The organism is Streptomyces sp. MMCC 100 (assembly GCF_041538145.2).
Taxonomy (GTDB): domain Bacteria; phylum Actinomycetota; class Actinomycetes; order Streptomycetales; family Streptomycetaceae; genus Streptomyces.
The window spans coordinates 5479484-5492662 of the sequence record NZ_JBGORK020000001.1 but is presented as its reverse complement, the minus strand read 5'-3'; the positions used below and the strand labels follow the sequence as shown (position 1 = coordinate 5492662).

The window sequence follows — 13179 nt, the reverse complement described above, 5'->3', positions numbered from 1 at the left end:
CTCCTCATGGCATGTGACATTGCACAGCCCGGCGCGGTGCGCGGAGGAGGAGCCGTTGACCCTCAAGGTCGTCGTCGCGGGCGCGGGAGTCGTCGGAGCCGCCTGTGCCTTCCACGCCGCTTCGGCGGGCATGGACGTCACGGTCACCGACCGCGGACCCGTCGGTGCCGGGACGACAAGCCGCGGAGAGGGCAACGTCCTCCTCTCCGACAAGGAACCCGGCCCCGAACTCGCCCTGGCGCAGTTGAGCCGCACACTGTGGGACGAGGCCGGCCGGGAGCTCGGTCCCGACTCCCTCGAACTCGAGCCCAAGGGCGGCCTGGTCGTCGCGAGCGGCGTCGACGGCCTCGCCGCGCTCGGCGAGTTCGCCGCCCGGCAGGAGGCGGCCGGTGTCCGCGTGGAGCCGGTCGACCGGGTGCGGGACCTCGAACCCCACCTCGCGCCCGGGATCCCCGGCGGCGTCCACTACCCGCAGGACGCGCAGGTGCAGCCGGTGCTGGCGGCCGCCGCGCTGCTGCGAGCCGCCGTACGGCGCGGCGCGCGCTTCCACCACGGCGAGGTCGCCGGCGCGGTGACCGGCCGGGACGGCCGCGTCACCGGCGTCCGGACGGCCGCCGGTGACGTCCTGCCCGCCGACGCCGTCGTCAACGCCGCCGGCACCTGGGGCGGCGAGGTCGGCCGGAGGCTCGGTGCGCCCGTCGAGGTGCTGCCACGCCGCGGTTTCGTCCTGGTGACCGAGCCGCTGCCGCCGATGGTCCGGCGCAAGGTCTACTCCGCCGACTACGTCGCCAATGTCGCCTCCGGTGACGCCGGACTGGAGACCTCGTGCGTCGTGGAGGGCACGCGCGGCGGCACGATCCTCATCGGTGCCAGCAGGGAACGCGTCGGCTTCGACACGACGATGGACACCGCCGTGGTCGCCAGGCTCGCCGCACAGGCGTGCCGGCTCTTCCCCTTCCTGCGCGGCGTCCATCTGATGCGCACCTACCGCGGATTCCGGCCGTACTGCCCCGACCATCTGCCGGTCGTCGGCCCCGACCCGCGGGTGCCCGGCGTCGTCCACGCCTGCGGTCACGAGGGAGCGGGCGTCGGCCTCGCTCCCGCGACCGGCGCGCTGGTGACGGCCCACCTGCTCGGCCGCCCCTGGCGCGGCGCCGATCCGGCCGCGCACGCCGGTCTTCTCCCCGACCGCTTCCTCACCCCCGGAGGTGCGCCCCAGTGAGCGAGATCGTCGTCGACGGCGAACCCCTGCCGTTCGTCGAGGGACAGAGCGTCGCCGCGGCCCTCGTCGCGACGGGCCGGGTCGCCTGGCGCACCACCCGCGTCGGACACCGCCCGCGTGGCGTCTTCTGCGGCATCGGCGTCTGCTTCGACTGTCTCGTGACGATCGACGGAGCCGGCGGGCAGCGCGCCTGCCTGGTGCCGGCCCGGCCGGGCATGACCGTCACGACCCGGGAGGACGACGATGAGTGAGCCGGCGGACCTCGTCGTCGTGGGCGCGGGCCCGGCCGGCATGGCCGCGGCGGTGACGGCGCTGACCGGTCGACTGCGCGTCGCACTGGTGGACTCCGGAACCGCCGTCGGCGGTCAGTACTGGCGGCACCCGCCGGAGCACGCGCGAGCCGCCGTCCCGACCGAGGACCTGCACCACGGACTGCGTGAATACCGCGCACTCCGCAAGGTGTTGTCGGCGCACCGGGCGGCGGGCCGGCTCGACCTGCGCCTGGGGCACCACGCGTGGTCCGCCGTCCGCGAGGGCGACGGGTTCGCGGTCCACGTGGTCGACCGTCGCGCCGCGCCGCGGGAGACCGCGGCCGTCCTGCGCGCGCCGAGGCTCCTCGTGGCGACCGGCGCCTACGACCGGCAACTGCCCTTCCCCGGTTGGGACCTGCCCGGGGTCCTGACCGTCGGCGGCCTGCAGGCGCTGCTCAAGGGCGGCGGGGTCGCGGCCGGGAGCCGCGTGGCGCTGGGCGGCACCGGCCCGTTCCTGCTGCCGGTGGCCGCCGGTCTCGCCGCCCGCGGCGTCGAGGTCGTCGCGGTGTGCGAGGCGGCCCGTCCGCGGGCCTGGCTGCGACACCCCGGTCCGCTGCTGCGCAACCCGGGCAAGTGGGCCGAGGGAGCCGGGTACGCCGCCGCGCTCGCACGCCACCGCGTGCCGGTCCGTCCACGTACGGCGATCGTCGGCGCGGACGGAGACGAACGCGTGACCTCGGTGCGGATCGCCTCCCTGACGCCGGACGGCGCCCCGCGCCCGGGTACGGAACGACGCGTCGAGGCCGACGCCGTCGGCGTCGGCTGGGGTTTCGCGCCCCAGCTCGATCTGCTCGTCCCCCTCGGCTGCGCTCTCACGGAATCGGCGGACGGCAACGCGGTGGTCGCCGTCGACGCCGGCCAGCGCACCACCGTCCCCGGCCTCTACTCAGCGGGGGAGACGTGCGGCGTGGGCGGTGCGGCACTCGCGGTGGGCGAGGGGCGACTGGCCGCGGAGTCGGTCCTCGCCGACTCCGGCGCCGCCCCCCTGCGGGTGAACAGGCGCCTGGCCGCGGTGCGTTCCGCGGTGGTCCGGCAACGCGCCTTCGCCCGGGCGATGGCGCTGGCCCACCCGATTCCTCCCGCCTGGGCCTCGTGGCTGACCGACGCCACCGTCGTGTGCCGCTGCGAGGAGGTGACCGCCGGTGCGGTCCGGGCCGCCCGCGCCGACGGCGCGCACGACCATCGGCAGGTCAAGCAGCTGACCCGGGCCGGCATGGGCTGGTGCCAGGGGCGGATGTGCGGACCCGCCGTGCACTGCCTCACGGCGCGGGGGCGGGCCTACGAGCCCGCGGAACGGCTCGTCGCGACGCCCGTCACCCTCGGAGCGCTCGCCGACCTCGACGAAGGACCGCCGGCACCGACGGACAACGGTGAAACCGACAAGGAGTGTTCATGAGCGAGACCCGCAAGCCCTGGCACGGCGTCATCGTCGCGACCAGCCTGCCGTTCCACGACGACCTCTCCGTCGACTTCGGCGCCTACGGTGACAGCGTCGCCCACCTCGCCGAGCAGGGGATGCACGGCGTCGCGCCCAACGGATCGCTGGGCGAGTACCAGACCCTCACGTACGAGGAGCGCGACCGCGTCGTGGAGACCGCCGTCGCCAACGCCCCCGAAGGGTTCACCGTCATGCCGGGCGTCGGCGCCTACGGCGGTCGCGAGGCCAAGCGGCACGCCGAGTTCGCCAAGGACGCGGGCTGCCAGGCCGTCATGTGCCTGCCGCCCAACGCCTACCGCGCCGACGACCGCGCGGTGCTCGAGCACTTCGAACTGGTGGCCTCGGCGGGCCTGCCCGTCACCGCGTACAACAACCCCGTCGACACCAAGGTGGACCTGCGCCCCGACCTGCTGGCCAAGCTGCACGCCGAGGGGTTCGTCGTCGGGGTCAAGGAGTTCTCCGGCGATGTCCGGCGCTGCTACGAGATCGCCGAGCTGGCACCCGGCCTCGACCTCATGATCGGCACCGACGACACCGTGCTGGAGGTCGCCGTCGCCGGCGCCAAGGGCTGGGTCGCCGGCTACCCGCAGGTCTTCCCCCGGGCCTGCCTCGCGCTGTACGAGGCGTCCGTCCGGGGCGACCTGGAGACGGCACTGCCGCTCTACCGCCGACTGCACCCGGTGCTGCGGTGGGACAGCAAGACGGAGTTCGTCCAGGCCATCAAGCTCGGCCAGGAGCTGACCGGCCGCCGAGGCGGTGTCTGCCGTCCGCCGCGACAGCCGCTCGGCCCGGAGACGGAGGCCGTCGTGCGCGCCGCCACCCAGGCCCTCGTCGACGCCGGGGTGAACTGACGATGCGCTCGACGGTCTGCTACCACGCCGTCGACTCGCACACCGAGGGCATGCCCACCCGTGTGATCACCGGCGGTGTGGGCGTCCTTCCCGGCGCGACGATGTTCGAGCGACGGCAGCGGTTCGTCGCCGAACGCGACCACCTGCGCACCCTGCTCATGTGCGAACCGCGCGGGCACGCCTCGATGTCCGGGGCCGTCCTGCAGCCGCCGACCCGTCCGGACGCCGACTACGGCGTGCTCTTCATCGAGGTCTCCGGCTGTCTGCCGATGTGCGGGCACGGGACCATCGGTGTCGCGACGGTCCTCGTCGAGACCGCAATGGTCGAGGTGGCCGAGCCGGAGACCCTGGTCCGTCTCGACACTCCGGCCGGACTGGTCACGGCACGGGTGCGGGTGCGCGACGGCCACGCCGAATCGGTGACCCTGGAGAACGTGGCGTCGTACTGCCACGCACTCGACCAGGTCGTCGACGTCCCCGGATACGGTGCGGTGCGGTACGACATCGCCTACGGCGGCAACTTCTACGCCTTCGTCCGCACCGACGACCTCGGCATCCCCTTCGAGCGGGCGCACAAGCAGCGACTGCTCGACGCCGGACTGGCCGTCATGGACGCGATCAACAAGCAGAACCCGGTGTCCCACCCGGAGAATCCGGAGATCGACGTGTGCCACCACGTCTACCTCGAGGCCCCCGGATCGACCGCGCAGCACTCACGGCACGCCATGGCGATCCACCCGGGATGGTTCGACCGCTCGCCCTGCGGCACGGGCACCAGCGCCCGGATGGCACAGCTGCACGCCCGCGGCCAGCTGCCGATCGGCCGGGACTTCGTCAACGAGTCGTTCATCGGCTCCCGGTTCGTCGGCCGGATCCTGGGGGAGACGACGGTCGGGGACCGCCCGGCCGTCCTGCCGTCCGTCACCGGCCGCGCCTGGATCACCGGCACCGCGCAGTACCTGCTCGATCCCACGGACCCCTACCCGGCGGGCTTCACCCTCTGAGGGACCGACCGGGGGGCACCCGGTGGGGCCGGGACGGCCTGAAGCGGCATCGGGGCCGCGGGGGCCGCGCGCCGTCAGTCCTCGGTGTTCGCCTTGCCGTCCGCCCAGAGCGTGCGGACGTGCGCGAGATGACGGCGCATGCACTCCTCGGCCTCACCACCGCGGCCGGCCACCATCAGATCCAGCAGTTCGACGTGCTCCTGGGCGGAAGCGACCAGCCGCCCCGTCTCGTTCAGGCTGCCCAGCCCGAACAGGCGCGAACGCTTGCGCAGGTCGCCCACCACTTCCACGAGATGGTGGTTGCCGGCCAGGGCCAGCAGTTCGAGGTGGAACCGGTGATCGGCTTCGAGGTACTTGAGGACGTCGTGCTCGCGGGCCGCGGTGACGATCTGCTGCGCCGACGGCCGCAGAGCCTCCAGTTGCTCGGCGGTCGCGGTCGCGGCGACGCGTCCCACGGTGGGAACCTCGATCAGCGTGCGGATCTCGGTGAACTCGTCGAGGTCCCGCTCGGTCATCTCCGTGATGCGGAACCCCTTGTTGCGCACCGCTTCGACCAGGCCCTCCCTGGCCAGGTCCAGCATGGCCTCGCGCACCGGGGTCGCGGAGACGCCGAGTTCGGCGGCCAGGGCGGGGGCGGAGTAGACGACACCGGGGCGCAGGTCACCGGCGATGAGAGCGGCCCGGAGCGCATGGGCGACCTGGTCGCGCAGATGGGTCTGGACGGAGATCGACTGGGACTTGAGATGCGGCATCCGTGCTCCTGCGTCCGACCAGCCAATGACGCCCCACCATACAATGTCACGTTGCGCCGACGGCCGGTGCGCATGCGCGCTCGCCGGTGTCCGGTTGTCGACGGTCCGCCCTGAATACCTGGACTGTGAACCTCGTCCGACGGGAGACTTCCGACTCCGGCGCGGCGACCGAACGAGTGACCGTCGTCCGGTTTACCGGCGTTTCGGGAAGGCACTCCAAGAGTGTTCTTCCCGCCCGCTCAGGAGAGCCCCATGACCCAGGTCATCGACTTCGTTCCGCAGCGTCGGGGCGAACGCCGCAAGCCCACCGAGTACGCCGAGCGGCCGCGCGGACGCCACTGATGAGCGGTGGCCCGACGCTCTTGGACGAGTGCACGGTGGACGCGGTCGACGTGCACGCCTTCGAGGTCCCCACCGACGGCCCCGACGGCAAGGAGCAGGACGGCACCCTGGAGTGGGACTCCACGACCCTCGTCCTCGTCCGGGTGCACGCCGGTGGCAGGACCGGCCTCGGCTACACCTACGGCGACGTCTCGGCCGCCACGTTCGCGCACTCGAAGCTGGCCCCGGTGATCGAGGGCGCGAGCGTCGGCTCGCCGGCGGCGCTGTGCCGGCGGATGGCCGCGCGGATCCGCAACGCGGGCCGTCCCGGCGTCGGGGCCATGGCCCTGTCCGCCGTCGACGTGGCGCTGTGGGATCTCAAGGCGCGGCTGCTGGACCTGCCCCTGGTCCATCTCCTGCCGGCCCACCACGACCGGGTGCCCGTCTACGGCAGCGGCGGCTTCACCAACTACCCCCTGGACCGGCTCACCGACCAGCTCACCGGGTGGGTCGGCCAGGGCGTCCCCCGCGTGAAGCTGAAGACGTCGCGGCAGCCCGAGCGCGACGCCGAACGCCTCACCGCCGTACGCGAGGCGATCGGCGCCGCACCGGAACTGTTCGCCGACGCCAACGGCGCGCTCGGTCGCAAGGAGGCCCTGTACTGGGCGCACCGGTTCCACGACGAGTGGGACGTGCGCTGGTTCGAGGAGCCCGTCAGCTCCGCGGACCTGGAGGGCCTGCGGATGCTGCGCGAGCGGGGCCCGGCACGGCTGGAGATCACCGCGGGGGAGTACGCCTTCACCGCCCAGGACTTCGCCAACCTCGTCGACGGCCCCGCCGGTCCGGCCGTCGACTGTCTCCAGGCCGACGTCACCCGCTGCGGGGGCATCACCGGCGTGCTGGAGATCGCCGGTCTGTCGGGCGTCCGGCACCTCGATCTGTCCGCGCACTGCGCCCCGGCGATCTCCGCGCACGCCTTCTGCGCCGTGCGCCGGCTGCGGCACCTGGAGTACTTCCACGACCACGTGCGCGTCGAGCACCTGCTGTTCGACGGCACCCTGTCGCCCGACGGCGGCGCCCTGCGCCCCGACACGGGCCGGCCGGGACTCGGCCTCGACGTCAAGTGGACCGACGCGGAGCCCTACCGCGTCCACGGCACGCGACCGACTTGACCAGGCGTCCGCGCACCCCTGACGCGTCCTGTCAGGACACGGCAGGGATCGAGCGGCCCGCCCAGTCCGGAGCGGGCTCGGTCAGCTGGGCGAAGCGGCGCCGGACCGGGCCCGGGAACTCGGTGGCCCGGCCCGCCTGCCGGTCGACGTGGACCGCGAGCAGCTCGGTCGTCGCCACCGGCACCGCGTCGGGCGCCGGCTCCGACTCCGGTTCGGACACCACGTACATCTCGTGCACGAAGCGCGCCTTGCGGGCTGCCGCACCCAGCACCCGCGTGCGGACGGCCAGGTGAGCGGCCTCGGGCACGTCCCGGAGGTAGCGGATGTGGGACTCGACCGTGTAGAGGGAGCAGCCGGTGGACTCGCGGTAGCCGGAGTCCAGGCCCGCCTCGATCATCAGCGCGTCAGTGGCGTGGCCGAAGACGAGGACGTAGAACGCCTCGCTCATATGGCCGTTGTAGTCGATCCACTCCGGGCGGACCGTGCTGCGGAACAGCGGGAGCCCCGTCATCGGGAGTCCTTCTCGCGGTCCAGGCGGCCGGTGGCGCGCAGTACGTCGATGACACCTCGGTCGCGTTCGGCCACCAGGTCCGCGATGGAGCGGCCGTCCGCCGCCTCGTCGCAGCCCGCCACCACGGCGTCGTACAACTCCTTGTCCAGCTCGGGCGCTTCGAGGCGCGTCCACGGCGACTTCAGGGACGGGCCGAAGTGGTCCAGCATGTGCGCCATGCCGCCCTCGCCGCCCGCGAGCGCGAACGTCAGCATCGGGCCCATCACCGCCCAGCGCAGCCCGGGCCCCTCGGTGATCGACAGGTCGATGTCCCGGACCGTCGCCTCGCCGCTCGCGACCATGTGCAGCGCCTCGCGCCACAGGGCCTCCTGGAGGCGGTTCGCGATGAAGCCCGGCACCTCGTTGTCCATCGTGATGACGGACTTGCCCGCGGCCTCGTAGAAGCGGGCGGCCCAGGCGACCGCCTGCGCGTCGGTGCGCTCGCCGCCGACGACCTCGACGAGCGGGATGAGGTAGGGCGGGTTGAAGGGGTGGCCGACGACCAGGCGCGAGGGGTCCGCGGCCGTCGTCTGCATGTCGGTCATCGGATAGCCGGAGGTGGAGGAGGCGATGACGACGCCGGGCGGTGTCGCCGCGTCCAGCCGGGCCAGCAGATCGCGCTTGAGGTCGAGCTTCTCGGGCGCGCTCTCCTGGACGAACTCGGCGTCGACCACGGCCTGTTCGAGGGTGTCGGTCACGGTGAGCCGGTCGGCCGACGCGCCCTCGGCGAGGCCGAGCGAGGTGAGTGCGGGCCAGGCCGCGTCGACCAGGCGGCGCAGCTTCTGCCCGGCGTCGGGCGCGGGGTCCCAGGCGGTCACGTCGTAGCCGCGTGCCAGGAAGTGGGCGACCCAGCCGCCGCCGATGACTCCGGCGCCGACACAGGCGACACGGCGGACGTTCTCGGGTGAGGTCATGAGGGGGTTCCTTCGTCGTCGCGGCGGGTTACTTGCGCGGCTTGAGACCGAGAGTGGCGCGGGCCTCGTCCGGTGTCGCGACGCGTGCGCCGATCGACTCGGTCAGGGTCACGGCCCGCTCGACGAGCTGGGCGTTGGTCGCCTTGTTGCCCTTGCCGAGGTACAGGTTGTCCTCCAGGCCCACCCGCACGTGGCCGCCGAGCAGGATCGACTGCGCGACCCACGGCATCTGCATCCGGCCGAGCGCGAAGCTCGCCCAACGCGCGCCCTCGGGGAGCATGTTGACCATCGACTGGAGCACTCCCGGGTCCGCGGGCGCGCCCCACGGGATGCCCATGCACAGCTGGAACACCGTCGGGTCGTCGAGCAGGCCCTCCGCGAGCAACTGCTTGGCGAACCAGAGCTGGCCCGTGTCGAAGATCTCCAGCTCGGGCCGCACACCCAGTTCCTGAATGCGCCGCGCGCCCGCACGCAGCATGTCGGGCGTCGAGACGTAGAGGTTCGAGCCGTCGCCGAAATTGAGCGAGCCGCAGTCCAGTGTGCAGATGTCGGGAAGCAGGTCCTCGACGTGCGGAAGCCGCTCCAGACCGCTGACGAGGTCGGTGCCGGGGAGGTGGGTGAGCGGGTCGTCCGGGTCGATGACCAGATCGCCGCCCATGCCGGCGGTGAGGTTGATGACGACGTCGGTGCCGGTCTCCTTGATGCGCTCGACGACCTCCCGGTACAGCTTCGGGTCGCGGGACGGATCGCCGGTCTCCGGGTCGCGTACGTGGATGTGGACGACGGCCGCTCCGGCGGCGGCCGCCTCGACGGCGTTCCTGGCTATCTGCTCCGGGGTGACGGGGACATGGGGGCTCTTGCGGACGGTGTCGCCGGCGCCTGTGAGCGCGCAGGTGATGATGACGTTCTCGGTCATGGGCATGCGGGAACTCCCGGGATCGGGGCTTCGGGCTTCGGGGCTTCGGGCTTTGGGGCTTCGGGCTTTGGTGGCTTCTGGCTTCTGGCTTCTGGCTTCTGGCTACGGAGCCAGGATCGTGTCGGTGACGTGGGTGGTCAGTGCCGCGTGCATCGCGTCCGCGGCCGCGGCGGACGACGGCCCGCTCACCGAGAGGACGTGCGTCGCCAGGCCGTCGATCAGGGCGGTGAGCGTCAGTGCCGCCGCCTGCGGATCGAGCCCGGCGCGGAACACGCCCTGTCCGACACCTCGCCGTACGACGTCGGCGACGGTCTCCCGCCACTGCCGGTAGTACTCGGAGTGCAGTCGGCCCACCGCAGTGGAGCGCGCGGCCTCCGCCCACAGGTCGAGCCACACCGCCCACTGGCGGCGCTGCTGCGCGGTGCGCGGCGTCTGCAGCGCGATGAGCTGGCGCAGCTCCGCCGCCGCGTCGTCCGCTTCGGCGAGACGGGTGGCACGGCGCGCGGTGTCCTCGTCCATGCACCAGCGCACGGCCGCCTCCAGAAGGTCGGCACGGCCGGGGAAGTGGTAGTGGATCGCGGCGCTGCTGGTGGCGCAGGCGCGCGCGATGTCGGCGACCCGCACCGCGTGGAAGCCGTGCTCGGCGATCAGCCGGACCGTCTCGCGGACGATCTGCAGCGGTCGTCCGCCCTCGACCTCGGCCGCCGGCGCCGGGGCCTTCTCGCGGGACCGGGTGCCGAGCAGCCAGCCCGCGTCCACCCGCCCCTCGTCGGCGATCCGCGCCAGCTCCGCGGCCGTGAAGCGGCGGGTGCCGCTCAGCGAACGCGAGAGCTTGGACGGATCCATGACGACACGGCGCGCGAACTCGCGCTGGCTGACACCCGCGGCCGCGATGACCTCGCGGACGCGGGCGGCGGTGTCGGCGGTCGGTGTGCCGTCGAGGACGTCGTCGGTTTCCACGGCCCCGACCCTAGGCAAGCGTTGCGGAAAACTCAACACAGGATCGCGAGAAAAATGCTCTTACGCAGCTTATTGAGCTCCTGACTGGTGTGCCAGTCAGGAACGCAACAACCTGAGGGTCCGATGCGGAGGCAGCCGCCGGCCTGTTCCGTCACGGTTGAGTACCGAGGCCGGAACTATGGCTTCCATCACAGCTGACGTGATCATGGCCTGATGAGATCGCCGGATGCTCGGTTTCCTCGTCCGTCTCCTGCCCTTCTGGGTCCGCGAACCCCTCCTCGTCGTGGTCGGGTCCGTCGTCGGCGTACGCCTCGTGTATCTCGCCCTCCACGACGGCGAGTGGGCCCCGGCCGGGATCGGCGCGGTGTTCCTGGTGTTCACCGCGGTACGCGTCCACACGGTGGTGCAGGCCCTGCGCGCCCGCCGGAACCCGGGCCCGGCAGCCTCCACGGACGGGACGGCGCCCGACGCCGCCGTTCAGCCGCAGCCACAGCCGCAGCCGCAGCCGCAGGCTCAAGCTCCGGCGCGGCAGCGCCCCGCCCCGGCCGTTGCGGAGAAGGAACCCAACGCGTGGGGCCAGGCGTTCGCGGCCGTCGCCGTGTTCGCGGCACTCGGGGCCGCGGCGTGGCTGGGACCGGAGCTGCTGCCCTCCGAGGCCCACGGCACGCCGCAGGCCGTGTCCTGTCCGGGCGGGCAGGAAACGGAGCTGCCGAGCGCCTACAAGACGTCCCGGACGGTGACCGGCGCCGAGCTGTGCGAGGCGCTCGACACGCCCGATCTGGCCCGGCTCCTCGGAACGCCGGCGGAGACCGCGACCGGGGCGTCCGCCTCCAACGACACCGCCCCCCTGACCGACGGAAAGGTCGCCCAGCCGGAGGCCGAGGTCCGGTTCGACACCTACACCGTGCACGTCTCGGCCACCTACAACCACCTGTCGATCGCCCAGTACGTGAAACTGATGGAGTTCGGGGACGAGATCGACGTCAAGAAGCTCCAGGTCCTCGGCCGGCCCGCGGTCTTCTCCTCCGACCACACCATGCAGTTCGAGATCGATCTCGGCAGCGGCGGATCCGGCGGACCCGTCGAGCAGGGCCCCCTGGCCAGAACGCTGGCCGTGGCCCTCGACGCGAAGGACCACGGTGGCTACTACGAGATCACCGTGTGGAGCACGTCCGGAGCCTTCCCGGACGACGCCGCCCTCCTCGACATCACTGAGAAGGTCCTCCCGGCCGTCCCCGAGCGGACTGTGTGACAAGACGCTCGCCGGTACGCCCTCGCGGTCGTTCGGCGTGTCCCGGAACCCGTAAGGGGCACTGGGGGAACGATGCATGTTCCCGGGCAGTGCGGAGCCGGGCCGGAGCGGAGGACACACGTGGAGCAGCGGGGCGCGGCCGAGCGGTACGGCGAGAGCGTGGCGGGGGATGCGAACGGCGCCGTCGGGTCCGCCGAACAGGCGCACGCCGTGCCGGACGCACGCCGGCGTGTCCCACGCACCGACGCACTGCTGCGCGACCCCCGCCTCCTGGACGCGGCGGACCGGCTCGGTCCGGAACGGGTCAAGTCGGCGGTCCGCCGCGCACAGCAGCAGGCGAGGGAGGGCGCCGTACCGCCGGACGGGGTGGCGGACGCGGCGGTCGCCCTCCTGCCGCGCACGGCGTGCGGACTCCGGCCGGTGATCAACGCGACGGGGGTGCTGCTCCACACGAATCTCGGCAGGGCGCCGCTGTCCGCCGCCGCCCGGCAGGCGGTACAGGACGCCGCCGGACCCACCGACGTCGAACTGGACCTGGAGACCGGCGTACGAGCCCGACGTGGCCGTACCGCACTGGCCGCTCTGCGGGCCCGGGTGCCGTCCGCCGCCGCGGTGCACGTCGTCAACAACGGAGCCGCCGCCCTGGTACTCGCCGCCACCGCGCTGGCCGCCGGCAAGGAGATCGTGGTCAGCCGCGGGGAGATGGTGGAGATCGGGGACGGCTTCCGGCTGCCGGACCTGCTGGTGTCCACCGGGGCCCGGCTGCGCGAGGTGGGCACGACCAATCGCACGACCGCGCAGGACTACGCCAGGGCGATCGGCCCCGAGACGGCCTTCGTCCTGAAGGTGCACCCCTCGAACTTCCGCATCACCGGATTCACCCGCGCCGCCGACATCTGCGAACTGGCGCCCCTCGGTGCCCCGGTGGTCGCCGACATCGGGTCGGGTCTGCCGGCCCCGCATCCGCGCCTGCCGGAGGAACCGGACGCCCGGAGCCAACTGGAGGCCGGAGCCGCCCTCGTCACCGCCAGCGGGGACAAACTGCTGGGCGGGCCCCAGTGCGGACTGGTCCTCGGACGGGAGGACCTGGTCCGCACCATGGCCCGGCATCCGCTCGCCCGGGCGCTGCGGGTCGACAAACTGACCCTCGCCGCGCTGGAGGCCACGTTGACCGGCCCGCGGACGCCCACCGAACAGGCGCTGGGCGCCGATCCCGAGCAGCTGTTCCGCCGTGCCGAGCGGCTGGCCACCGCGTTGCGGACGGACGGCGTCGACGCGCGGGCGGTCGGCAGCCTGGCCACCGTGGGCGGCGGCGGGGCGCCCGGCGTCACGCTGCCGAGCGCCGCGCTGTCCCTGCCCGAGCCGTACGCCACCGCTCTGCGCGTGGGACGCGTTCCCGTGGTCGGGCGCCTTGACGCAGGACGGTGCCTGCTGGACCTGGGGGCGGTGCCGGCCGAGGACGACCAGCGGCTGGCCGAGGCCGTGCGCTGCGCACGGGCGGCGGGGGAGAGGTAGG

General features: G+C 73.1%; 13 protein-coding genes. 8 read left to right on the top strand and 5 right to left on the bottom strand.

Going from position 1 to position 13179, the window contains the following annotated elements:
* Nucleotides 1–55 precede the first annotated feature (55 nt).
* The 5 genes from ABS735_RS25530 to ABS735_RS25510 are packed head-to-tail and all read left to right on the top strand — an operon-like array spanning nt 56 to nt 4826.
* Nucleotides 56–1222, top strand: a complete 1167-nt coding sequence (locus tag ABS735_RS25530; protein WP_373903935.1) for an NAD(P)/FAD-dependent oxidoreductase — start codon at nt 56–58, stop codon at nt 1220–1222.
* On the top strand, nt 1219–1473 hold the full coding sequence (locus ABS735_RS25525) for a (2Fe-2S)-binding protein (protein ID WP_373903936.1): 255 nt from the start codon (nt 1219–1221) through the stop codon (nt 1471–1473). Before ABS735_RS25530 ends, ABS735_RS25525 begins: the two co-directional genes overlap by 4 nt.
* Complete coding sequence (locus ABS735_RS25520; RefSeq protein WP_373903937.1) at nt 1466–2929, top strand: FAD/NAD(P)-dependent oxidoreductase; 1464 nt, start codon at nt 1466–1468, stop codon at nt 2927–2929. Before ABS735_RS25525 ends, ABS735_RS25520 begins: the two co-directional genes overlap by 8 nt.
* Nucleotides 2926–3822 carry a dihydrodipicolinate synthase family protein gene (locus ABS735_RS25515; protein WP_373903938.1) on the top strand — a complete coding sequence of 299 codons (897 nt, stop codon included), beginning with the start codon at nt 2926–2928 and terminating at the stop codon, nt 3820–3822. Before ABS735_RS25520 ends, ABS735_RS25515 begins: the two co-directional genes overlap by 4 nt.
* Before the next feature lie 2 nt (nt 3823–3824).
* Nucleotides 3825–4826, top strand: a complete 1002-nt coding sequence (locus tag ABS735_RS25510; RefSeq protein WP_373903939.1) for a proline racemase family protein — start codon at nt 3825–3827, stop codon at nt 4824–4826.
* A gap of 74 nt (nt 4827–4900) precedes the next feature.
* Here the strand turns inward: ABS735_RS25510 and ABS735_RS25505 are convergent, their stop codons facing one another.
* Complete coding sequence (locus ABS735_RS25505; protein ID WP_373903940.1) at nt 4901–5578, bottom strand: GntR family transcriptional regulator; 678 nt, start codon at nt 5576–5578, stop codon at nt 4901–4903.
* 341 nt (nt 5579–5919) lie between these two features.
* Here ABS735_RS25505 and ABS735_RS25500 point away from each other — a divergent pair, with 341 nt between their 5' ends.
* Entirely contained in the window at nt 5920–7071 is a 1152-nt protein-coding gene (locus ABS735_RS25500) for an enolase C-terminal domain-like protein (RefSeq protein WP_373903941.1), read from the top strand.
* A gap of 31 nt (nt 7072–7102) precedes the next feature.
* Here ABS735_RS25500 and ABS735_RS25495 read toward each other — a convergent pair whose 3' ends face one another.
* From ABS735_RS25495 to ABS735_RS25480, 4 genes are all read right to left on the bottom strand, one after another.
* On the bottom strand, nt 7103–7582 hold the full coding sequence (locus ABS735_RS25495) for a thioesterase family protein (RefSeq protein ID WP_373903942.1): 480 nt from the start codon (nt 7580–7582) through the stop codon (nt 7103–7105).
* Nucleotides 7579–8535, bottom strand: coding sequence for a 3-hydroxyacyl-CoA dehydrogenase NAD-binding domain-containing protein (locus ABS735_RS25490; RefSeq protein ID WP_373903943.1), 957 nt, complete (start codon nt 8533–8535; stop codon nt 7579–7581). The genes ABS735_RS25495 and ABS735_RS25490 overlap by 4 nt, the downstream gene beginning before the upstream one ends.
* Before the next feature lie 28 nt (nt 8536–8563).
* Nucleotides 8564–9457 (bottom strand): beta-keto acid cleavage family enzyme, encoded by an 894-nt coding sequence (locus ABS735_RS25485; protein ID WP_373903944.1) that lies wholly within the window; start codon nt 9455–9457, stop codon nt 8564–8566.
* A 96-nt stretch (nt 9458–9553) separates the two neighbouring features.
* Nucleotides 9554–10411 carry a TetR/AcrR family transcriptional regulator gene (locus ABS735_RS25480; RefSeq protein WP_373903945.1) on the bottom strand — a complete coding sequence of 286 codons (858 nt, stop codon included), beginning with the start codon at nt 10409–10411 and terminating at the stop codon, nt 9554–9556.
* Nucleotides 10412–10637: 226 nt separating this feature from the next.
* On the opposite strand from ABS735_RS25480, the gene ABS735_RS25475 reads away from it, so the two are divergent.
* Nucleotides 10638–11663: a DUF6215 domain-containing protein gene (locus ABS735_RS25475; protein ID WP_373903946.1), complete on the top strand. Its 1026-nt coding sequence runs from the start codon at nt 10638–10640 to the stop codon at nt 11661–11663.
* A gap of 159 nt (nt 11664–11822) precedes the next feature.
* The gene (gene selA / locus ABS735_RS25470; protein ID WP_373903958.1) at nt 11823–13178 is read left to right on the top strand and encodes an L-seryl-tRNA(Sec) selenium transferase; all 1356 of its coding nucleotides are present in this window, start codon (nt 11823–11825) and stop codon (nt 13176–13178) included.
* Nucleotide 13179: the final 1 nt, after the last annotated feature.